19 protein-coding genes are annotated in these 18,968 nt (G+C 65.8%); 12 read left to right on the top strand and 7 right to left on the bottom strand.

All coding sequences use genetic code 11. From position 1 onward, the window contains the following. Positions 1-92: 92 nt before the first annotated feature. The 11 genes from AB0280_RS17020 (at position 93) to AB0280_RS16970 (ending at position 10,255) form a co-directional block, all read left to right on the top strand. Positions 93-575: a hypothetical protein gene (locus AB0280_RS17020; protein WP_366367966.1), complete on the top strand. Its 483-nt coding sequence runs from the start codon at positions 93-95 to the stop codon at positions 573-575. 55 nt (positions 576-630) lie between these two features. Further along, entirely contained in the window at positions 631-1,791 is a 1,161-nt protein-coding gene (locus AB0280_RS17015; protein WP_366367964.1) for a substrate-binding domain-containing protein, read from the top strand. Between the two features lie 54 nt (positions 1,792-1,845). Next, the gene (locus tag AB0280_RS17010; RefSeq protein WP_366367962.1) at positions 1,846-3,354 is read left to right on the top strand and encodes a sugar ABC transporter ATP-binding protein; all 1,509 of its coding nucleotides are present in this window, start codon (positions 1,846-1,848) and stop codon (positions 3,352-3,354) included. Between the two features lie 2 nt (positions 3,355-3,356). Beyond that, positions 3,357-4,343 (top strand): ABC transporter permease, encoded by a 987-nt coding sequence (locus tag AB0280_RS17005; protein WP_224025316.1) that lies wholly within the window; start codon positions 3,357-3,359, stop codon positions 4,341-4,343. A gap of 5 nt (positions 4,344-4,348) precedes the next feature. Continuing rightward, positions 4,349-5,503: a Gfo/Idh/MocA family protein gene (locus AB0280_RS17000; RefSeq protein ID WP_224025317.1), complete on the top strand. Its 1,155-nt coding sequence runs from the start codon at positions 4,349-4,351 to the stop codon at positions 5,501-5,503. Beyond that, on the top strand, positions 5,500-6,321 hold the full coding sequence (locus AB0280_RS16995) for a sugar phosphate isomerase/epimerase family protein (protein WP_224025318.1): 822 nt from the start codon (positions 5,500-5,502) through the stop codon (positions 6,319-6,321). The genes AB0280_RS17000 and AB0280_RS16995 overlap by 4 nt, the downstream gene beginning before the upstream one ends. 65 nt (positions 6,322-6,386) lie before the next feature. Beyond that, positions 6,387-7,559, top strand: a complete 1,173-nt coding sequence (locus tag AB0280_RS16990; protein ID WP_224025319.1) for a Gfo/Idh/MocA family protein — start codon at positions 6,387-6,389, stop codon at positions 7,557-7,559. After that, the gene (locus tag AB0280_RS16985) at positions 7,556-7,945 is read left to right on the top strand and encodes a putative quinol monooxygenase (protein WP_307488668.1); all 390 of its coding nucleotides are present in this window, start codon (positions 7,556-7,558) and stop codon (positions 7,943-7,945) included. The genes AB0280_RS16990 and AB0280_RS16985 overlap by 4 nt, the downstream gene beginning before the upstream one ends. 95 nt (positions 7,946-8,040) lie before the next feature. Continuing rightward, positions 8,041-8,895: an SAM-dependent methyltransferase gene (locus tag AB0280_RS16980; protein WP_307488667.1), complete on the top strand. Its 855-nt coding sequence runs from the start codon at positions 8,041-8,043 to the stop codon at positions 8,893-8,895. A 104-nt stretch (positions 8,896-8,999) separates the two neighbouring features. Then, positions 9,000-9,737 carry a hypothetical protein gene (locus AB0280_RS16975; RefSeq protein WP_307488666.1) on the top strand — a complete coding sequence of 246 codons (738 nt, stop codon included), beginning with the start codon at positions 9,000-9,002 and terminating at the stop codon, positions 9,735-9,737. A 20-nt stretch (positions 9,738-9,757) separates the two neighbouring features. Further along, positions 9,758-10,255, top strand: a complete 498-nt coding sequence (locus tag AB0280_RS16970; protein ID WP_307488665.1) for an SRPBCC family protein — start codon at positions 9,758-9,760, stop codon at positions 10,253-10,255. Between the two features lie 83 nt (positions 10,256-10,338). Here AB0280_RS16970 and AB0280_RS16965 read toward each other — a convergent pair whose 3' ends face one another. Genes AB0280_RS16965 through AB0280_RS16950 form a run of 4 tightly spaced genes read right to left on the bottom strand, consistent with a single transcriptional unit; the run spans position 10,339 to position 13,587 of the window. Next, a complete protein-coding gene (locus AB0280_RS16965) occupies positions 10,339-10,656 on the bottom strand; it encodes a putative quinol monooxygenase (RefSeq protein ID WP_307488664.1) in 318 nt (105 codons plus the stop codon). A gap of 29 nt (positions 10,657-10,685) precedes the next feature. Further along, positions 10,686-11,720 (bottom strand): NAD(P)-dependent alcohol dehydrogenase, encoded by a 1,035-nt coding sequence (locus AB0280_RS16960; RefSeq protein ID WP_307488663.1) that lies wholly within the window; start codon positions 11,718-11,720, stop codon positions 10,686-10,688. After that, entirely contained in the window at positions 11,717-12,544 is an 828-nt protein-coding gene (locus tag AB0280_RS16955) for an iron-sulfur cluster assembly protein (protein ID WP_307488662.1), read from the bottom strand. The genes AB0280_RS16960 and AB0280_RS16955 overlap by 4 nt, the downstream gene beginning before the upstream one ends. Then, positions 12,541-13,587 carry an amidohydrolase family protein gene (locus AB0280_RS16950; RefSeq protein ID WP_307488661.1) on the bottom strand — a complete coding sequence of 349 codons (1,047 nt, stop codon included), beginning with the start codon at positions 13,585-13,587 and terminating at the stop codon, positions 12,541-12,543. The genes AB0280_RS16955 and AB0280_RS16950 overlap by 4 nt, the downstream gene beginning before the upstream one ends. 162 nt (positions 13,588-13,749) lie before the next feature. Between AB0280_RS16950 and AB0280_RS16945 the strand changes: the two genes are divergently transcribed. After that, positions 13,750-15,246 (top strand): helix-turn-helix domain-containing protein, encoded by a 1,497-nt coding sequence (locus tag AB0280_RS16945; protein ID WP_307488660.1) that lies wholly within the window; start codon positions 13,750-13,752, stop codon positions 15,244-15,246. Between the two features lie 177 nt (positions 15,247-15,423). On the opposite strand, the gene AB0280_RS16940 is transcribed toward AB0280_RS16945, so the two are convergent. The 3 genes from AB0280_RS16940 to AB0280_RS16930 are packed head-to-tail and all read right to left on the bottom strand — an operon-like array spanning position 15,424 to position 18,964. Further along, positions 15,424-16,188 carry an SDR family NAD(P)-dependent oxidoreductase gene (locus tag AB0280_RS16940; RefSeq protein WP_307488659.1) on the bottom strand — a complete coding sequence of 255 codons (765 nt, stop codon included), beginning with the start codon at positions 16,186-16,188 and terminating at the stop codon, positions 15,424-15,426. Then, positions 16,185-17,885, bottom strand: coding sequence for an FAD-dependent oxidoreductase (locus AB0280_RS16935; protein WP_366367958.1), 1,701 nt, complete (start codon positions 17,883-17,885; stop codon positions 16,185-16,187). Before AB0280_RS16935 ends, AB0280_RS16940 begins: the two co-directional genes overlap by 4 nt. Continuing rightward, positions 17,882-18,964: an alcohol dehydrogenase catalytic domain-containing protein gene (locus tag AB0280_RS16930; RefSeq protein WP_366367956.1), complete on the bottom strand. Its 1,083-nt coding sequence runs from the start codon at positions 18,962-18,964 to the stop codon at positions 17,882-17,884. The genes AB0280_RS16935 and AB0280_RS16930 overlap by 4 nt, the downstream gene beginning before the upstream one ends. Positions 18,965-18,968 lie beyond the last annotated feature (4 nt).

Genomic DNA, 18,968 nt, shown 5'->3' with positions numbered 1-18,968 from the left:
CTCTCCGTAAACGTTTACGATGATGTCCGTAAACGTTTACGGTTCTCTCGTAATCGTTTACGGATAAGATTTTCGATGAAGAAAGGCGCGGGATGACCAGCCGTATCGTGGACGAACTCGCGCTCAAGCCGAACTCCGGGCTTCGGGACATCGACCAGAACCAGTGGGCAAGTCTCGAAGCACTCCTGAGGGACACCCCGGCCGGCGATCTGGCACTCGCAGTCCGCACCTTTGTCCCTGCCGGCTCCTCGGCGGTCATCGGAATCTTTGATGAAAACCGTCTCTGGGCAAGCCTGGTGGTCTCCGTCGACAGCTTAGGCAAACCCGCATCAGTGTCCACCATTCAACGCTCGGCCGCGGAAGCGGGCGGCGACATGGCGAAGGCGGCCAACGAGGCAGTGAAGTGGGTTCAAGCCCACCACGGTCCGTGCTCCTTGGGCTTCTTCGTCGACAAAGTACATGCAGAGGCGCTCCTGAGAGCTTCAGACAAAGCCACCGCCATCCGCACAGCATCGGCCTCCGGCGGCCTCGTCCTGTCCCCGGTCCCGGCGGCCCTGGCCATTGCCCTCGCCTGAATCCCAGGCATCCACCCCCACCCTCACCCCCACCCACCCCAAGCACTGGAGAACAATGATGATCCGCAGGCTTCCCTTTGTGGCCCTTGCCGCAGTCCTGTCCCTTTCCGTCGCGTCCTGCAGCAGTTCGACCACGGGCACGTCCAATGCGCCCGACGCCGGTGTGTCCAGCAAGGCCCAGCAGGCCCTTGACCAGATCAAGGGACAGGTCCTGAGCAAGGGGCCCAACGGCGAGACGCCCTCCCCGGCGTCCGCGGCAGACCTCACTCCTGACGAGATTCAAAAGGTCAAGGCACTCAACGCCAAGGCAGCCATCGTGATGCACTACGGCGGCAACGACTGGGCCACCGCCCAGATCAACGGACTAAAATCCGAGTTCGAAAAGCTCGGTGTCAAGGTCATTGCCACCACTGATGCGAACTTCAAGCCGGACAAGCAGGTCTCGGACATCGAGACGGTCATGTCGCAGAACCCGAACATTATTGTCTCCATCCCCACGGATCCCGTGGCTACGGCCTCCGCCTACAAGAAAGCCGCGGCCGCCGGCACCAAGCTCGTCTTCATGGACAACATCCCCCAGGGCCTGACGGCCGGCCAAGACTATGTCTCTGTTGTTTCCGCTGACAACTACGGCAACGGAGTGGTCTCGGCCCACCAAATGGCCAAAGCCCTCGGCGGCAAGGGGAAGATCGGGGTGGTCTTCCACCAGGCCGATTTCTTCGTGACCAAGCAGCGCTACCAGGGATTCAAGGAAACGATTACGAAGGAATACCCGGATATCAAGATCGTCGAGGAAAAGGGGATTGCCGGGCCGGACTTCGCTGGTGATGCCCAGGCTGCTGCGAACGCAATGCTCAGCAAGTACGCCGACCTGTCCGGAATCTGGGCGGTCTGGGATGTTCCTGCAGAAGGTGTCATGGCCGCAGCGCGGGCCGCGGGCCGGCCGGACCTGAAGATCGCCACGGAGGACCTCGGCAAGAATGTCGCGATTGCCCTGGCCAAAGACGAACTCGTCGTAGGCCTTGGAGCACAGGTTCCGTTTGACCAGGGTGTCACGGAAGCGCGGCTGGCCGCGGGGGCGCTCATCGGCAAGAAAGCGCCCGCTTATGTGGCTCTGAGTGCGCTTCCGGTTGACCACTCCAACGTCCTGGATGCCTGGAAGCAGGTCTACCACGAGGACGCCCCGAAGGACATCCAGGACTCCTACAAGAAGTAGCCAAAAACCGGCGGCGCGGGGGGTTTCCCCCCGCACCGCGCCGAAAGGGCAACGATGAATACCGCAGACAATGTCGTCGAGATGCGCTCGATTTCCAAGAGCTTCAACGGCGTTCCCGTATTGAAGGATGTCAATTTCGACGTCCGTAAGGGTGAAGTCCATGCGCTCGCAGGAGGAAACGGCGCAGGGAAGTCCACGCTCATGAAGATCCTCCAGGGCGTCTACCAAACGGACGCCGGCGAGATCCTTATCGGAGGAAAGCCCACCGCCATCAACTCGATCCAGGACGCGAAGGCCGCCGGGATCGGCATGGTCTTCCAGGAGTTCAGCCTGGTACCGAGCCTGACCGTTGCGCAGAACATTTTCCTCGCCGCCGAACCACTCGGCACCGGCGGGCTCATCGACGACCGTGCCTCGGTGCGCCGGGCCAGGGAAGTCTTCAGTGAGATGGAGGTCGACGTCGACCCGCGCGCCGGAGTCGCACGGCTCGGCACTGCATACTGGCAGCTGACCGAGATCGCCAAGGCACTCGCGCAGAATGCCCAGGTGCTCATCATGGATGAGCCCACGGCCAGCCTTGCCCGGCATGAGTCCGAAGCGCTCTTCGAACTGATTGACCGCCTCAAACAGCGCGGCATCTCCATCATCTACATTTCCCACCGCATGGACGAGGTGTACAGGCTCGCGGACCGGATCACCATCCTCCGCGACGGCCACCATCTCCTCACCGCGCCACTGACGGATGTCACTCCCGAACAGATCGTGGAAGGCATCGTCGGCAAGAAGATCGAGGGCCAACTGTCCTACCGTGCCCGTGATCATGTGGCCTACGACGGGGCGCCGCTTCTGGAAGTCCGGGGGCTTAACGCGGGGCAGCGGGTGAGGGATGTTTCGTTCACGGTCCGGCCTGGCGAAATCCTCGGCCTGGCAGGGCTGATGGGCAGCGGACGAACCGAGCTCGCCCGTGCTCTCTTCGGCATTGACAAGTTGGACAGCGGTGAAGTCCTCCTGCGGGGCAAAAAGGTCAACCTTAGCTCGCCGCAACAGGCCATCAACGCGGGAGTTGCCCTCATCCCGGAGGACCGCAGGGCCCAAGGCCTCGTCTTGGAGCACTCCGTCCAGGACAACCTGCTGCTTCCCCTCCTCGGCCAGATCCAGCGTGGACCCTTTCTGGACGGCGGAAAGGGTAAGGAATTGTCCGCATCACTGATCAAGAGGTTCGCAGTGAAGGTGGCCCACCCCCACCGCCCGGTGCGGCTTCTCTCGGGCGGAAACCAACAAAAAGTGGTCATCGCCAAGTGGCTGGGCACCGATCCGGACATCCTGATCCTTGACGAGCCAACGGCGGGCGTCGACATCGGCACCAAAAGCGAAATTCTCGACATGATCCGGGAGCTTGCCAGTGCAGGCAAGGCCGTCATCGTCATCTCCTCCGAGTACCCCGAACTACTCGCGGTCAGTGACCGCGTCCTCGTCCTCAAGGACGGCTCCATCATCCGTGACATCCCCCGCAGCGAGATCGCTGACGAGGAATATCTCCAACTTGCAGTCCAGGGAGTCTGAAAGTGAGCAACGCAAAAACCATCGCGCCCCGGGACACCGCGGCCCCCCGAAATTTCGGCACCATCCTCAAGGAACTCGACTGGCGGCGCTACGTCATCTACATCGGCTTCGTCGTGGTTTTCCTCTTCTTCGCCGTTCTGCTCCGCGACCAGGGCTTCCTGTCGCCCAACAACCTGCTGAACATCTTCCGGCAGACGGCCACCATCACCGTCATCGCCGTCGGAATGACCTACGTGATCGCCTGCGCAGAGATTGACCTCAGCGTTGGATCCGTGGCCGGCCTCTCCAGCGTGTGCACCGCGATGGCGCTCTCCCAGTGGGGCCTGGTCCCCGGCATCCTCGCCGGCCTCGCCGTCGGGCTCGTCGTCGGATCGGTCAACGGTGCCCTGGTCAGCCTCCTTGGCATCCCATCCTTCCTGGTGACACTAGGCATGCTGGGAATCGCCGTCGGCGTTGCCCAGTGGATCACGGCGTCCGCGCCCCAGCCCATCCTGAACGACACGTTCAACACGCTGTTTGGATCCGGCAACTTCGGTCCTGTTCCGGGCCTGGTGGTCTGGAGCGCCATCTTCGTGGCCATCGGCGCCGTCGTGCTGAACCGCACCAGGTTTGGCCGCCAGGTCCTGGCCACAGGTGGCAACCGCAACGCCGCTGAGTTCACCGGCATCAATACCAAGCGCATTAAGTTCCAGGTGCTCCTCATCTCGGGCATGGTGGCAAGCGTCGCCGGCATGCTCTACGCCGGCCGGCTGCAGTCCGGACGGTTCCAGTGGGGATCGGGAGACGAACTCTCCGCCATCGCCGCCGTCATCCTGGGTGGAACCAGCCTCTTCGGCGGGTTCGGCTCCATCATCGGCACCCTCTTCGGCGCCCTGTTGATCGGCCTGATCAACAACGGGCTGATCCTCGCAGGGCTCGACAGCAGCCAGCAGCAGGTGGTCCGCGGCGCGATCATCATCCTGGCCGTCGCCCTCGCCCGAAAGAAGTAGCACCCGTGACCTTCCAACTACGCGCCGGAATTATCGGAACAGGATTCATGGGTTCTGTCCACGCCCATGCGGTACGCGCGGCAGGCGCTGAAGTCATCGCAGTCGCCGGCAGCAGCAAGGCGTCTGCCGAAGCCGCAGCCCCCGCGCTCGGCGCCCGCACCGCAGCCGAGTCCCCTGAAGCACTGATCGCACGGGCCGACGTGGATGTCATCCACATCTGCACCCCGAATGCCACCCACGCCGACCTCGCCCGCAAAGCCATTGCGGCAGGAAAAGCAGTCATCTGCGAAAAGCCACTGGCGACGAGCGTTGAGGATGCCCGGGAATTGACAGCCCTCGCGGACCAAGCGGGAGTCGTTACCGGAGTGCCCTTCGTCTACCGGTTCTATCCGGCCGTCCGCGAAGCCCGGGACCGTATCCTCCGCGGCGACGCCGGCCGCCTCTGGATGCTGCACGGTTCCTACCTGCAGGATTGGCTGGTTGGCGCGGAAGCCACGAACTGGCGGGTCGATTCAAAGCTCGGGGGAGCCTCCAGAGCGTTCGGTGACATCGGCGTGCACTGGTGCGACCTGATGGAGTTCACCACCGGGCACAGAATCACCAGGCTTGTGGCGAAGACCAGCCGGGCATACGACGAACGGGAAACCGGCGGCCAGCTGTCCTCCGTAGCTACCGAGGACGGCGCCACGCTCCTGTTCGAGACGGACAAGGGCGCCACCGGATCCCTGGTGGTCAGCCAAGTCAGTCCCGGCAGGAAAAACCGCCTCTGGTTCTCCTTTGACGGAACCGAAGCGTCATTCAGCTTTAACCAGGAGCGGCCGGACACCCTGCACGTCGGCCGCATTGACTCAAGTTCCGAAGTCCCGGTCGGCCCGCAAACGCTGACAACCCCGGGCGGCCGGCGGTACGCCAAACTCCCACCGGGGCACCCCCAGGGATACCAGGACAGCTTCAACTCATTCGTCGCCGACGTATACGCAGCTATCCAGGGGCACACACCTGAAGGCCTGCCCACGTTCCGGGACGGACTACGGGCAGCCCTCATTACCGATGCAGTGGTCACCTCCGCTGCACAACGGTCATGGGTTGATGTTCCCGGCACTGAGGCCCCACTCGAATTACTCAAGTCTTCCTCCACAGTTGAAAGGCAGAAGCAATGAAACTCGGTTACTGTTCCATCACCTGGGGCGGCGTCGTCGGCCACCCGCAAGGTGTGACCAGCGTGAAGGACCTCTTCTATCTGACCCACGGGTCTATGCGGCAAGCAGTCCAGGACATCGCATCCGTCGGCTACCAGGGTGTTGAAATGTTTGACGGCAACCTCGCGGACTATGCAGACAAGCCCGAAGAACTCAAGGAAATCCTGGCTACCGCCGGAGTCGAACTCACAAGCGTCTACACCGGCGCGAACTTCATCTACGCCGACATACTCCCGGACGAAATGCACCGCATTCACCGCGCCGCCGAACTGGCCGCAAGCTTCGGAGCGGAACGGCTCGTGGTGGGTGGCGGGGCACGGCGCGCCGCCGGAACCACTGACCAGGACTACCAACGGCTCGGTGAGGCGCTGGACAGCGTCACGGACATCGCGGAAGGCTTCGGGTTGTCGGCAAGCTACCATCCGCACCTGAGCACCATCGTCGAAAGCCCGGCGGAACTGGACAGGCTCATGCCTCTCACCCGGATCGGTTTTTGCCCGGACACCGCCCACCTCGCGGCCGGCGGTGCCGACCCGGCCGCGGTCATCCGGAAGTACGCCGGCAGGATCCAGCACGTCCACCTGAAGGACTTCCAGAAGGACCCCTTCAATTTCCTGCCCCTGGGACAGGGCGAGCTCGACTTCCCGGACATCATCGCCGCGATCCGGGAAAGCGGATATGACAGCTGGCTCATGGTCGAACTCGACAACTACGACGGTGACCCCCGCGAAGCCGCAGCCCTCAGCAAGAAGTACCTGGAAAAGCTCCTCTCTAACTAATTAGTCAACCGCAGGGACTGCCACCAACGGCAACTGCCCTGCCTTCCGGAAGGAACAAGATTCATATGCAGAACCTCAACGTCGGCCTCATCGGAGGCGGCTTCATGGGCAAGGCCCACTCACTGGCTTACGCCGCCATGCCTATGTTTTTCTGGCCCGCACCAGCACTCCCAGTCCGCAAGGTCATCGCCGAAGCCAACCCGGATCTCGCCGCCGAGGCGGCCCGCCGCTTCGGGTTCGAGAACTCCACCGCGGACTGGCGCAGCATCATCGACGATCCAGATATCCACGTTGTAGACATCGCCACGCCCAACCATCTCCACGCCGAAATCGCCATCGCCGCCGCCGAAGCAGGCAAGCACATCATCTGCGAAAAGCCGCTGGCCCGCACCGGCGAAGAATCCAAGGCCATGTACGACGCGGTTAAAGACAAGAACCTCGTCCACATGGTGGCGTTCAACTACCGGCGGACCCCTGCCGTGGCACTGGCAAAGAAATACATCGAGGAAGGGGCAATCGGACAAATCCTCAACTTCCGTGGCACCTACCTGCAGGACTGGAGCGCCGACCCCAACTCGCCGCTGTCCTGGCGCTTCCAGAAATCCATCGCAGGTTCCGGTGCGCTCGGCGACATCGCGACGCACGTCATCGACATGGCCCGCTATCTTGTCGGCGAGTTCAGCGCCGTCAACGCCCTCATGTCCACCTGGATCCCCGAGCGGCCGCTCCAAACCGGAGGTGCTGACGCGCTCGGCACGGTACGGGGCGGAGAAGGCCCCCGGGGTCAGGTTGACGTGGACGACGAAGTCATGACCATGATCCGCTTTGCCAACGGTGCCGTGGGTTCCGTGGAAGCAACACGCAACGCCCACGGAAGGAACAACTTCATCACCTTCGAAATCCACGGAACCGAAGGAAGCATTGTGTTCAACTACGAGCGGCGCGACGAACTGCAGGTCTGCTTCGCTTCGGACCCCGGTGACCGCCGGGGATTCCGAACCGTTTACACCGGGCCCGCGCACCCCTACGGAGACGCACTCTGGCCTATCCCTGCCCTCGGCATCGGATACGGCGAAACAAAGATCATCGAGGCCTACGACTTCTTCAAGGCCATCGCAGAAGGCGGCAGCGTAAGCCCTAACTTCGCAGACGGCTACCAGGTGGCCCTCATCGACGACGCAATCGTCGAGTCGGCTGCAAAAGAATCCTGGGTCGACGTTCCGCAAATCAACGCATGACCCACAGGGAGGGGCGGCGACCAATCCGCCCCTCCCGCAGGCCCAGGAGCACCCGAGGACGAAAAATGCCACACACAACAGTCAAGCAAGAAGAAGCGCAAGTCTGGTTAATGCCCGTGTTCATCGCAAAGGCTGGGCACGAAGCAACGCTTCATGAAGCACTCATCGGACTGCAATCCCTAAGCCGAAAAGACACCGGATGCTTGGAATACACCGTCTTCTCTGACGATCAAAGGCCAGGTACGTTCGTCCTCATTGAGGGATGGGCCCGCAACGAGGACCTCAAGGCCCACAACGAAGAAGTCCATGTAAAGGAATTCGTGAACGTGGTGCAGTCAATGCTGGCCGCACCCTTCTCCGTAACCCCCATTACGCCTCTCGGCTGATACCTGCCAGGGTGGGGAAGGACGACGGCGGGAGGCGAGTCCCGCCGTCGTCCTTCCCCTTCCTTCGCCCTGGAGCGCCGTTGTAGGGTCAGGGCGTGATCGTCCCTGATATTTCGCAGAACGCCGTGGCGGTGGCGGATCACTACGATGAGCTCGATCCCATGTACCGCCGGGTGTGGGGCGAGCATGTCCATCACGGGCTGTGGGCAACGGGCCGCGAGACACCCGCCGAGGCTGTTGAGACGCTGGTGGACACTGTTGGCGACAGGCTGGGCCTCCTGCCCGGCCAGGCGTGCGTCGACATCGGCTGCGGCTATGGCGCCACCGCAAGGCGCCTGGCCATGACGCGCGGGGTCCGGGTCACGGGCGTCACGCTGTCCGCCGAGCAGGCGCGCTACGCCGCCGCGCATCCCGTGCCGGGCGTGGACGTCCAGGTCCGCGACTGGCTCGACAACGGGCTGGCCGATGCCTCGGCCGACGCCGCCTGGGCGATCGAGTCGAGCGAGCACATGGTGGACAAGCCCGGGTTCTTCGCCGAGGCGCACCGCGTGCTGGCGCCGGGCGGCCGCTTCGTCATCTGCGCGTGGCTCGCCGGGACCGACGCCAGCGGGTGGAAGGTCCGCCACCTGCTCGAGCCGATCTGCCGCGAAGGGCGCCTGCCCTCGATGGGCGCGCTCGAAGAATATGAGGCCATGGCGGAGGCGGCGGGCTTTGTGGTCACCGGCTATGAGGATGTCAGCCGCCGGGTCGCCCGCACGTGGATGATTTGCGCTCGCCGGCTCCTGAAGGCCCTCTTCGTTGACCGCGAAACCCGCCAACTCGCCCTGGGCGCACGCAATCGCGGTGCCATTCTGAGCATTCCCCGCCTGATCCTGGCCTACCGCACCGGGGCGATGCACTACGGAATTTTCACGCTGTCCAAGGCAGGGGAGCACCGGGCGCCCAGGTGAAGCGCCGTGACGCCTACGCTGCGGCCACGGGGCGTGAGCGTCAACCTGCCTGGGCCGGGCTTGTTGATTAGACGCAGGTCACTAACTGGTGTCAGGGTGGTCGGATGGATGCCGACATCAACTTCTATTTCGACCCCGTCTGCCCTTTCGCCTGGATGACCAGCAAATGGGTGCGGCAGGTGCAGGCGCAGCGCGACTACACCGTGGACTGGCGGTTCATCTCATTACGTCTGATCAACTCCAACGTGGACTACGACGCTCACTTTCCGCCGGAGTACGAGGCAGGCCACACCGCCGGGCTCCGGCTTCTGCGGGTGGCGGCCCGGGCTCGCGCGGAGCATGGCCGCGAGTCGATGGCCAGGCTCTATGAAGCGTTCGGCAAACACATCTTCGACACGGCACCGGACCCGGCCGAACAGCGCACCGAGGGCGAAATCCGTGAGCAGCGCGGAACACGTGAGTTCGTGGAGCCGATCCTGGCCGATGCAGGCTTGCCCCTGGCACTGGCGGACGCTCTCGACGACGAGTCCTTGGACCGCGAGATCCGCCAGGAGACGGATGAGGCACTGGCGCTGACGGGCAAGGACGTGGGCACGCCCATCATCCACTTCGAGCCGCCCGTCGGGGTGGCCTTCTTCGGTCCGGTGATCAGCCGTCTCCCGGACGAGGATTCGGTCGCCGAGCTGTGGGACCACGTAGTGGGGCTGGCACGGTTCCCCGGTTTTGCCGAACTCAAGCGGAGCCTTCGCGAGCAGCCTCAGCTTGCTGCCTTCGGGGTCGATGCCGATACCGTCGGTCAGCAGGAGGACTGGCACGGCGGCAGCCGGCGGCAGAAGAAATGACGTCAGCAGAGGATGGATCGATGAAGACAAACACCCGCCAACACCAGGAATCGGTCATTGTCCAGGCCTCAGCCGAGACGCTCTACGACCTGGTCTCAGACATCACCCGCACCGGCGAATGGAGCCCCGTCTGCACGTCGTGCTGGTGGGACGACGAGGCCAGCGCCGGCCACGCTGGCGCCTGGTTCACCGGCCGCAACGAGATCCCGCGGCGGACCTGGGAGACCCGGTCGCAGGTGGTGGCCGCCGAGCGCGGCCGCGAGTTCGCCTGGGTGGTGGGTGGCCGCTTTGTCCGTTGGGGCTTCATCCTGGCCCCGGCGGATAGCGGGACGACGCTAACAGAGACATGGGCATTCCTGCCCGAGGGCATCGCGATGTTCCGGGATAAATACGGCGATGAGGCAGACGCCCAAATCGCCGAGCGCACCCAGCAAGCCCTCGACGGCATCCCGAAAACGCTCGCCGCGATCAAGCGGATCGCCGAGTCCGCAGACGCCAACGGGGACGGGCGCGCCTAGGCGCGGACCCGCCGTCGTCCGTCCCCAGCAGCGAAAAGCCCCGGCGGCAGCGTGCGCCGCCGCCGGGGCAAGCCGGGGGAGAGTTACTTGACGGCAAACTCCCCAAGCTCGAACCAGCCGTCCACCTTGACGTTCACAATGTCCGGTGTCCGGGACAGGTACGCCGGCAGCTCAGCCGTCGCCTTCTTGAAGTGCTCCGTTTTCACGTGCTCGGCGCCGGCTTCGTCGTCGCGGAACGCCTCGATCAGGACGTAGGTGTTGGGGTCGGCCAGGGAACGTGCCCATTCGAAGAACAGGCAGCCCTCCTCGGCGTTGGTCTTGTCAGTGAACTCCCGTGAGATTTCCGGCCACGCGTCGGCGTGCTCCGGCTTCACGGGGAATTTGGCCGTAATGAAAATCATTGGTTCTCCTTTGAAAGCAGCGGGAAAGATCAGGGGACCAGGATCGCCCGGCCGCGGACCTTACCGGCGTCCAGGTCACTGATGGCCTGCTGGAAATCGTCCAGCTTGTACTTCTGGGTGTGCAGGGTGACCGCCCCGCGGGCGGCCAGCGCCATCAGGTCCTGCAGGTCGTTGTAGGACCCCACCAGGTTGCCGATGATGTTGATCTCGGAGGAGATGATGTCGATGGTGGGCACGCTGATGTCCTCGCCGTAGCCCACCACAAAGTAGTCGCCTGCCTCCCGCAGCATCGCTATCCCCACCGACGTCGCGCCGCCTTCGCCCACGAAGTCGATCAGCACCTCCGCACCGTTGCCGCCGGTGAGGGCACGGACCTGCTCCACCTGCGTGCCGTCCGCCACCACACCTTCATCGGCACCGATGGACTTGGCCAGTTCCAGCGCTGCCGGGTTGCGGTCCACCACGATGATCCGGCTCGGCGTGAGGGCCTTCAGCACCTGGATGCCGATGTGGCCCAGGCCCCCGGCACCTATCACCACGCAGTTGTCCCGCGGCGTCAGCCGCTTGGCCGCCTTCGCCGCCGCGTGGTACGCCGTCAGGCCCGCGTCCGCCAGGGCCGCCACGTCCGCCGGTTCCAGCGAATCGTCGATCTTCACCACCGAGCGGGCGGAGGTCAGCAGGTATTCGGCGTACCCGCCGTGGGTGTCAATGCCGGGGAATTTACTGTTCTCGCAATGCACGTCGTCGCCGGAACGGCACGCACGGCACAAGCCGCAGGTGATCAGCGGGTGCAGGATCACCTTGTCGCCCTCCTTGACGTTGGTCACCGCACTGCCCACGGCGTGCACCCAGCCCGCGTTCTCGTGGCCGATGGTGTAGGGCAGCTGCACCTGGGACTTCTCGGCCCACTGGCCCTCCAGGATGTGCAGGTCCGTCCGGCACACACCGGCTCCGCCGATCTTGACCACCACGTCCCACGCCCCCGACACCTCCGGGATGGGCGCCTCGGTCATCTTCAGGCCTTCGTGGTAGCCGACCACCTGGACGGCTCGCATGGTGTTCATGGGTGGGTCTCCTTGACTGTGAACGGAAGAAGGTGGTGATGGTCGGCCGGCTCGGCACCTTCGGGCCGGTCCGCCTGGTCGGCGCCCGAGCCCTCGTACCGGGTGCGGAGCAGCCCCCGGCAGAAGTGCGCGTTGCCGTCGATGGAAATGCGCGTGGACCGCGCCCGCCGCAGCGCCATCGGTACCTGCTCGGCAGGGTAGGGGCGGCCGTCATGGTCAACAAGTACGACGGCGGCAGGTTCCGTGGGCAGCCCCAGCGCTTCCCGCCGTCGTACTAAAGCGTCCTTGGTGCGGCCCGCCGGCAGGTCACCCAGCCGCACCGTCCCCACGTTCGCTTCGGTGAGCGTGGGATCGGCGCGCAGCTGTTCGGTCAGGCAGCGTTCCATGGCGGCGGTGTGCGCCTTGCGGCGGAACATCAGCCGCAGCCCGTCCAGGCTGTCCTCGGCCTCATGGCCGAAGGTGCCCCGGTAGCCGGCGTCCGCCGCGAGGCCGGCATTGATCAGGGCGGAATCGTGGTGGTCATCGAGTTCCACCACCACCCGTCCCACCCCGGGCAGCGCCGCGATGGCGTCCTTGCTGTCCGACGCCATCAGGTAGGCGAAGTTGGGGGAGCAGAACGAGGTGGGCAGGCGCAGGTGGACGGTTACCTCGGCGCCGTTCGCTGCGCGGGTGACTTCGATGGAGCGGACGAAGCCCAGGTCCGTGATGGGCTCATCCAGCTCGGGATCCAGCACGGCGTCCAGTGCCTGACGGATGTCCTGTACCGCCAAGTCCCCGGCATCCGTCGCGTCTCTGGCGGTGCGTTCCGTCAGTGCCGCCGTCATGCCGCGCCCGCCAGGTCCGCCCGCTCCGGCTGGCGCGGGCCCGTGGCCGTTTCGCCGGCGTCGGGTAGCTGGAGCTCTGCCGGCACCGGGATGTTGTACATCTTCGCGGCGTTCAGCCCCAGGATCTTTTTCTTCTGCTCGGTGGTGATGGGAGCGTACTCGGTCATGTCCTGCGGAATCTGGAAGTCCACGAAGCGCTCCACCAGCCAGCGCGGGGTCCACAGGGCGTAGTCGCTGGAGAAGAAGATCCGGTCTTCGCCGATCCAGTAGATGAGCTCGCCGATGATCTGGGCGAAGTACCGCGGCCGGGTGTGCATGAACGGCATGGCGACGGCCAAACCGCCGTAAACGTTGGGCTCCTGGGTGGCGATCCAGCAGAAATCCTCCAGCCGCGGCAGGCCGACGTGCTCCACAATGAAGTTCAGGTCGGTGAAGTCCGAGGCGACGTGGTCCACGTCGGACACGTCGAACGAATCGCGGTCCAGGGGCCGGATGGTGGGGCCTTTGTGGACGTGGATGTTCTTGATGCCGAGCTTCCGGCACTCCTCGAAGTAGCGGAAGGCCCACGGATCGGAGAGCTTGTAGCCGCGGGATTCTCCGTGCCATTCGGCGGTGTAGAGCTTGACCCCCGTGAACTTCATCTTCTCGTGGTCGGCGCGCAGCCGGTCCAGGCCGCGTTCGCCGTCGCGCGGATCGAAGCAGTGGTTGTAGGTGAGCTTGTCCGGATTTGCCGCGGCCAGTTCGTAGGCTTCCTTCGTCTGTCCGAAACCGTTCTTGTAGAACTCGCCCAGGTACGCCGGCTGGAAGATGGCGTGGTCCACGTAGCCGTCATCGAAGAGGTCCTTCATCAGGCGCTCGCCGCCCTGGTACAGGTATTCCTCGTAGGTCCACAGCTCCTCTGCGGGGGAGAGGTTGCGGTGGTAGTCGTAGAAGCAATCGATGAACTGCTTGCCGTGAACGTTGCGCTGGTTCTCCGGCCGGGCGTCCCACAGGGCGATGTGGGCGTCGACGATGAAGTAGTTCTCGCCGTCTTTGCTGTACATGGTGTTCTCCTCCCCGCGACTGCCATAGTCGCGACACCAACGAGGCTAGGGCGGTTCCTCGCCCGTCAACATGTGACCGGTGTCTCATTTTGAGACGCCGGGGTCTCGCCCTCCCGGACGCCGGCACGTAGTCTCGAATGAGGCAGGACAAGGAGGACGGCAATGGTGCCGAATGGGAACGTGCCGGTGCCGCGGCCGGAGCGCGGCGGGCCGGGCGCAGAGCTCGCGGTTGCCTCGCGGCGCCTCCTCGCGTCGTGGCAGCGGAGCGAGGAATACGGCGTCTCAGCCGAGGAGGTTGACCCGGTCTGGGCCGGATCCGTGGACGGCGACTCCCTGTTCTACCAGTGCGGGCAGGAGGTCCTGACCGGGCTCTACCAGACCCTGGCCAACGAGCCGTTGAGCCTGATGCTCACGGACGCCGACGGGCTGGTGCTCAACCGGTTCAGCGGTGACACGTCCCTGCTGCGGGCGCTGGACAAGGTGCACCTGGCCCCGGGCTTCGCATTCTCCGAGCGGCAGGCGGGAACCACCGGACTGGGCCTGGCCCTGGCCGACCGCACACCGAGCCTGGTCCGCGCGGAGGAACACTACAGCGCCAGCCTCCGCACCTACACCTGCGCCGCCGTGCCGGTGCTCGATCCGCTCAGCGGACGGCTGGAGGGCAGCGTCAACATCACCACCTGGTCCAAGTCCTCCCCGGAGCTGCTCCTCGCCCTGGCGCAGTCCGCCGCGAGCACCACGTCCGCTTTGATGCTTGCCAAGTCCGGCGGCCGGCAGCCGAAAGCGGGGCCGAAAGGAGGGGTGTTCCGGGTTCAGCGCGGGCGGCTGGAACCCGGGGCCGGTACGCTCCGCGCCATGTCCCGGCCGTGGACCGAGGCCCTGGACGCCGCGGCCGTGGCGCTCGTGTCCGGCAAGGTGGCCGCCGCCGTCGGAGAACCGGGGACCGGCCGCGCCACCCTGCTGGGCCAGGCCATCCGCCAGGCGCACCCCGGCAGCCGCATCCTCTGCGCCGCGGTCCCCGCACCCCAGGACGTGGAAGCCTGGCTGTCGCTGTGGACGCCGGAACTGTCCAAGCCCCACACCGCGGTGATCGTGGAAAACATCGACCTTCTCCCGGCCTGGGCGGCGCAGGAGCTCAGCGCCGTCGCTGTCAGCTCGCGTGGGGCGGAATTCGCGGGCCATCCCACCGCCGTCACCTGGGCCGTAACCGCGGAGGAACTCACCGCTATCCCCGCTCCGCTGGCTGTGCTGGTGGAGACAGTGGTGCCGGTGCCCGCCCTGCGGGACCGTGGTGACGACGTGATGCCCCTTGCCCGATACGCAGCCCGCCAGGCCCGGATGCGGGAGGTCGACTTCACGCCTGCGGCCGAACATGCGCTGACCGCGTACAGCTGGCCCGGCAACATTGACGAACTGTTCGGAATGGTCCAGGACGCGGCCCAGCGCACGGAAACCATCGATGTGCGGCACCTTCCGGCCGCGCTGATGGGACGCTCAGGCCCCAAATTGACGCGGATCGAGGCCGTGGAGCGGGATGAGATTGCCAGGTGCCTGTCCCGGCCCGGAACCACTGTGGCGGCGGCCGCGGCGGAACTGGGGATCAGCCGCGCAACGATCTACCGGCGCATGGCCCGGCTGGGTATCACGGCTCCAAAGTAGGCCTGACTTTATCCCCTTGGGCGCCACGGCCTTCTGTGCTGACTAATGGACCCACATCGTCTCGGTGGAGGACTTCGAAGTGATGGCCAGCAAGCTCCAAGAGTGAGCGGCCCTCGTTCTCCTTCTGGAAAGGCCCCGCCTGGAAAGCAGCCGTGGCCTTTTGTTGTCCGCCGAAGGCTACGCCGTGTTCCGGCCGCCGCTGAGGTCCAGCACCTGCCCGGTGGTGTAGCTCGCCTCCGGGGACAGCAGCCAGGCAGCGAGCGACGCGAACTCGGCCGGCTCGCCGACCCTGCCCATCGGCACCCTGGCGAGTAGCTCGGCGTTGCGCTCTGCCGAAAGGTCCTCCAGGAGGCGTGTCCGGAACATCGACGGCGCCACCGAATTCACCGTCACTCCGTCCGGCGCGGCCTCCTTGGCAGCCGTCTTCACCAGCGCCACCACGGCCGCCTTGGACGCCGAATACGCAGCCATGTTGGCGTTGCCCTCACGCGCAGCGATGGAAGCCAGCACGGCGATGCGGCCGTAGCCGGCGGCCCGCATGACGGGAAGCAGCGCGGCAAGGCCGTGGAAGCACCCGTCGAGGTTGATGGCGAACGTCCGCGACCAACCCGCAAACGGCATGTCCTGCACCGCGGTTTCAGGTCCCTGCACTCCGTGGGCGAAGAGCGCCCCGTCGATGCGGCCGTGCTGCCCCAGCACGCCGGCCAGTACCGCATCCCAGTCCTGGCGTTGCGTGACATCCAGGCGCAGGGACATTCCAGGAGCCTCGCCGTTGCCCGTGCCGAGTGCATCGGTGTTGACCACCGTCGCCCCCTCGGCCCGGAGGCGGTCGCTTGCTGCGGACCCCAGGCCTCCGGCCGCCCCGGTCACCAGGACCACCTGGCCCTGGAAGCGGCCGGGCCAAACGGGCGAGGGCTGGGCCGTTTCACTAGCGCGGGTCATCGGAGCTCCTGCGTCATGGCGGGACCGGACGCGGCAGCCGCCGCAAGCGGTGCAAGGGCCTGAGCCAGGTGCTCGCCGACGGCGAAGGCCCGGGTGATCGCCGAGCCGAGGGTTGCGCCGCCGCCCGGGTAGTTGTTGCGGAAGACGCTGGCGGAGACGTTGCCGGCGGCGTAGAGCCGAGGGATCGGCTGGCGGTGGCGGTCCAGAACCCGCCCGTCGAGGTCGGTGTCCAGGCCGCCTGAGGTGCCCAGGGTCCCGGCCGACACCGGCACCGCAAAGAACGGTCCCGCCGTGAGCGGCGCCAGGCAGGGGTTGGGTGCCACTCCGGCGTCGCCCAGGAAGCGGTCCTGCGGGGTGGAGCCGCGGTGGAACTCAGTATCGACACCGGCCGCTGCGTCCGTGTTGAACCTGGCCACAGTCCGCTTCAGCCCGGCCGGATCGATGCCGGTCTTTCGAGCCAGTTCACGGAGCGTGTCCGCCCGCACCATCCAGTCCGCGGGCTTCCCGGGCGTGGAGCCGGCCACCGGGTACTTCGCCATGTAGGTGGAGTCGAAGACAAGCCAGGCCGGGTTGTTCTGCTGGCCCAGGGAGTGCGGGTCGATGGACGCGAACAGCCGGGAGACGTCATGGTAGTTCAGGGCCTCGTTGACGAAGCGCTTCCCTGCGGCGTTGACCGTGATGGACCCGGGCAGCGTCATTTCCACGTTGCCCATCCGTCCGGACTGGACGCCGTCGTACAAGTGCGCCGGGGTGCTGATGACCGGCACGCCCCACACCGTGGTCATGTCCGCCACGGCGGCGCCGGCCTTGAGGCCCAGTTCCAGCCCGTCCCCCTCGTTGGAGGGCGCGCTGATGGGGGTGATGGGGAAAGGCAGGAATGCCTTCCGCAGGCGCGGGTTCCATTCGAATCCGCCCGAGGCAAGGACGACGGCGGCCGCTTCCATCGTCCTGCTGCCTCCGCCCTCGCCGATGGTCACCTTCCAGCCGTGGCCGGGGCCGCCGTCGGGCCCGTTGTCCAGCGGGAGCAGGTCCTGGAGTGGCGCCGACGCGGCGATGTGTACGCCGCGGTCCAGTGCGCTCGCGAGGAGCCTGCCCACCAGGGCCCCGCCCATGGTCCGCACGCCGGCGGCGGCCCGGCGCGCCAGGAGCGCGGGGTCGGCCGCCCGGCCGTTCAGTTCATCCCGTTCGGTCATGGTCAGCAGCGGAAAGTACGAGGACGGGCGGATCAGCTCCGCCAGGCCGGGATAGCCCGCGGGGTCGAACGCATCATTGTCCAGGCCCCTGCCACCATCAGTGGCCCCGGCCCACTCCATGTGGTAATCCGGCCGGGCGATCGGCGTCATGGACACCTTGGTGTTGTTGACCAGATATTCGACGGCGCGCGGGGCCGTGCTGACGTACCATTCGATTTCCGCATCCGTCAGCACGTTCCGGCCCGCCTCGGTGAGGTAGGCGACGGCGCCGGAATGGCTGTCAGCGAACCCCGCCTTCCGGGCCAGATGGTTGTTCGGTGCCCACATCACGCCGCCGCCGGCTGCCGTGGTGCCGCCCAGTTGCGGGGCCTTTTCGACCACCAGGACGGAGAGGCCGGCGTCGGCGGCGCGCACCGCTGCCACCAGCCCTGCGGCACCGCTGCCCGCCACCACCACGTCGTAGGAGCCGGCCAGATTCTCCACGGGAGTGGTCACGGAGTTCATGCCGTGACCGCTTCCCGGGCAGGGGCGGCCGCTCCGGCAGCCTGCGCAGCGGGCATGTCGATGACGATCTTGCCCACCTTTTCGGTCCGGTTGCCCATCAGCGCGTAGGCCTCCGGCAGGTCCCTGAAGCCAAAGCGGTGCGTCATGAGCGCCCGCGCCTGGCCGGGGTGCCGGGCCAGCAGCGCCAAGCCGTCGGGAATCAGGTTCAGGCTGTTGCGGCTGCCCATAATGTCGAGTTCCTTGAAGGGGATGTCTTTCATGGAAAGCGTGACAGCGCGCGGCGAGATGCCCACCTGGACAATGCGGCCGGCGCTGGCCACGAGCCGGATGGCGTTTTCGAGCGAGGACGGCACGCCCGTGGCCTCGATGACCAGGATGGGGCCGTTGCCGTCCGTCAGGGCATCCAGCCGCGCGCTTTGCCCGGCGTCGGGAAAGGTTCCCGAAGGATCCACACGGAGGGTGTCGGCCGCGCCGAAGGCGGTGGCGAGCTCCAGACGGTCCAGTTCCGTGTCGGCGGCAATGACCTGCACTCCCAAATCGGCCAGGTACAGGGCGGCAAGCAGTCCGATGGGTCCGCTGCCCAGCACCAGCGCAGTTTCGCCGGCCGTTGCCCGGCCGCGGTTCACGGCCTGCATGGCGATCGACGCCGGTTCCCCCATCGCGGCGATCTCCAGTGGCAGCCCGTCGGGAACAGGGCACAGCTTTTCCACGGGGACGCTGAGCAGTTCCACGAGGGCGCCGTCGGAATAGCAGCCGATGCAGCCGATGCCGCGGCAGACGTTGGGCCGGCCCAGCCTGCACGGCTGGCATCGCCCGCAGTACGTCACGGGACTGACGGCTACCCGGTCGCCGACGCTGATGTTGGCGCCGTTGTCCCCGATGGCCTCCACGACGCCGGAGAATTCGTGGCCCTGCACGATGGGCAGCTCGGTGGGGTAGTCGTCCTCCCAGATGTGCAGGTCCGTCCCGCAGAGGGCGACGTGGTGGACCCGGACCAAGGCCTGGCCTGCTTCCAGGGAGGGCTCAGCCACTTCTTCGTAGCGGATGGTTTCCTTGGCGATGGTGCGTGCGGTCAGCATCTTT

Source organism: Pseudarthrobacter sp. 902506025 (genome assembly GCF_040702325.1).
GTDB lineage: Bacteria > Actinomycetota > Actinomycetes > Actinomycetales > Micrococcaceae > Arthrobacter.
The sequence above is the reverse complement of the archived record's forward strand: the minus strand, read 5'-3'. Positions and strand labels throughout refer to the sequence as shown.

Bases quoted from the DNA above. Each gene is read 5' to 3' on its own strand.
- AB0280_RS16960 (WP_307488663.1), bottom strand. From the start codon at position 11,720: ATGAACACCATGCGAGCCGTCCAGGTGGTCGGCTACCACGAAGGCCTG.
- AB0280_RS16990 (WP_224025319.1), top strand. From the start codon at position 6,387: ATGCAGAACCTCAACGTCGGCCTCATCGGAGGCGGCTTCATGGGCAAG.
- AB0280_RS16955 (WP_307488662.1), bottom strand. From the start codon at position 12,544: ATGACGGCGGCACTGACGGAACGCACCGCCAGAGACGCGACGGATGCC.
- AB0280_RS16985 (WP_307488668.1), top strand. From the start codon at position 7,556: ATGACCCACAGGGAGGGGCGGCGACCAATCCGCCCCTCCCGCAGGCCC.
- AB0280_RS16995 (WP_224025318.1), top strand. From the start codon at position 5,500: ATGAAACTCGGTTACTGTTCCATCACCTGGGGCGGCGTCGTCGGCCAC.
- AB0280_RS16945 (WP_307488660.1), top strand. From the start codon at position 13,750: ATGGTGCCGAATGGGAACGTGCCGGTGCCGCGGCCGGAGCGCGGCGGG.
- AB0280_RS17010 (WP_366367962.1), top strand. From the start codon at position 1,846: ATGAATACCGCAGACAATGTCGTCGAGATGCGCTCGATTTCCAAGAGC.
- AB0280_RS16950 (WP_307488661.1), bottom strand. From the start codon at position 13,587: ATGTACAGCAAAGACGGCGAGAACTACTTCATCGTCGACGCCCACATC.
- AB0280_RS16975 (WP_307488666.1), top strand. From the start codon at position 9,000: ATGGATGCCGACATCAACTTCTATTTCGACCCCGTCTGCCCTTTCGCC.
- AB0280_RS16970 (WP_307488665.1), top strand. From the start codon at position 9,758: ATGAAGACAAACACCCGCCAACACCAGGAATCGGTCATTGTCCAGGCC.
- AB0280_RS16930 (WP_366367956.1), bottom strand. From the start codon at position 18,964: ATGCTGACCGCACGCACCATCGCCAAGGAAACCATCCGCTACGAAGAA.
- AB0280_RS16935 (WP_366367958.1), bottom strand. From the start codon at position 17,885: ATGAACTCCGTGACCACTCCCGTGGAGAATCTGGCCGGCTCCTACGAC.
- AB0280_RS17015 (WP_366367964.1), top strand. From the start codon at position 631: ATGATGATCCGCAGGCTTCCCTTTGTGGCCCTTGCCGCAGTCCTGTCC.
- AB0280_RS16965 (WP_307488664.1), bottom strand. From the start codon at position 10,656: ATGATTTTCATTACGGCCAAATTCCCCGTGAAGCCGGAGCACGCCGAC.
- AB0280_RS16940 (WP_307488659.1), bottom strand. From the start codon at position 16,188: ATGACCCGCGCTAGTGAAACGGCCCAGCCCTCGCCCGTTTGGCCCGGC.
- AB0280_RS17020 (WP_366367966.1), top strand. From the start codon at position 93: ATGACCAGCCGTATCGTGGACGAACTCGCGCTCAAGCCGAACTCCGGG.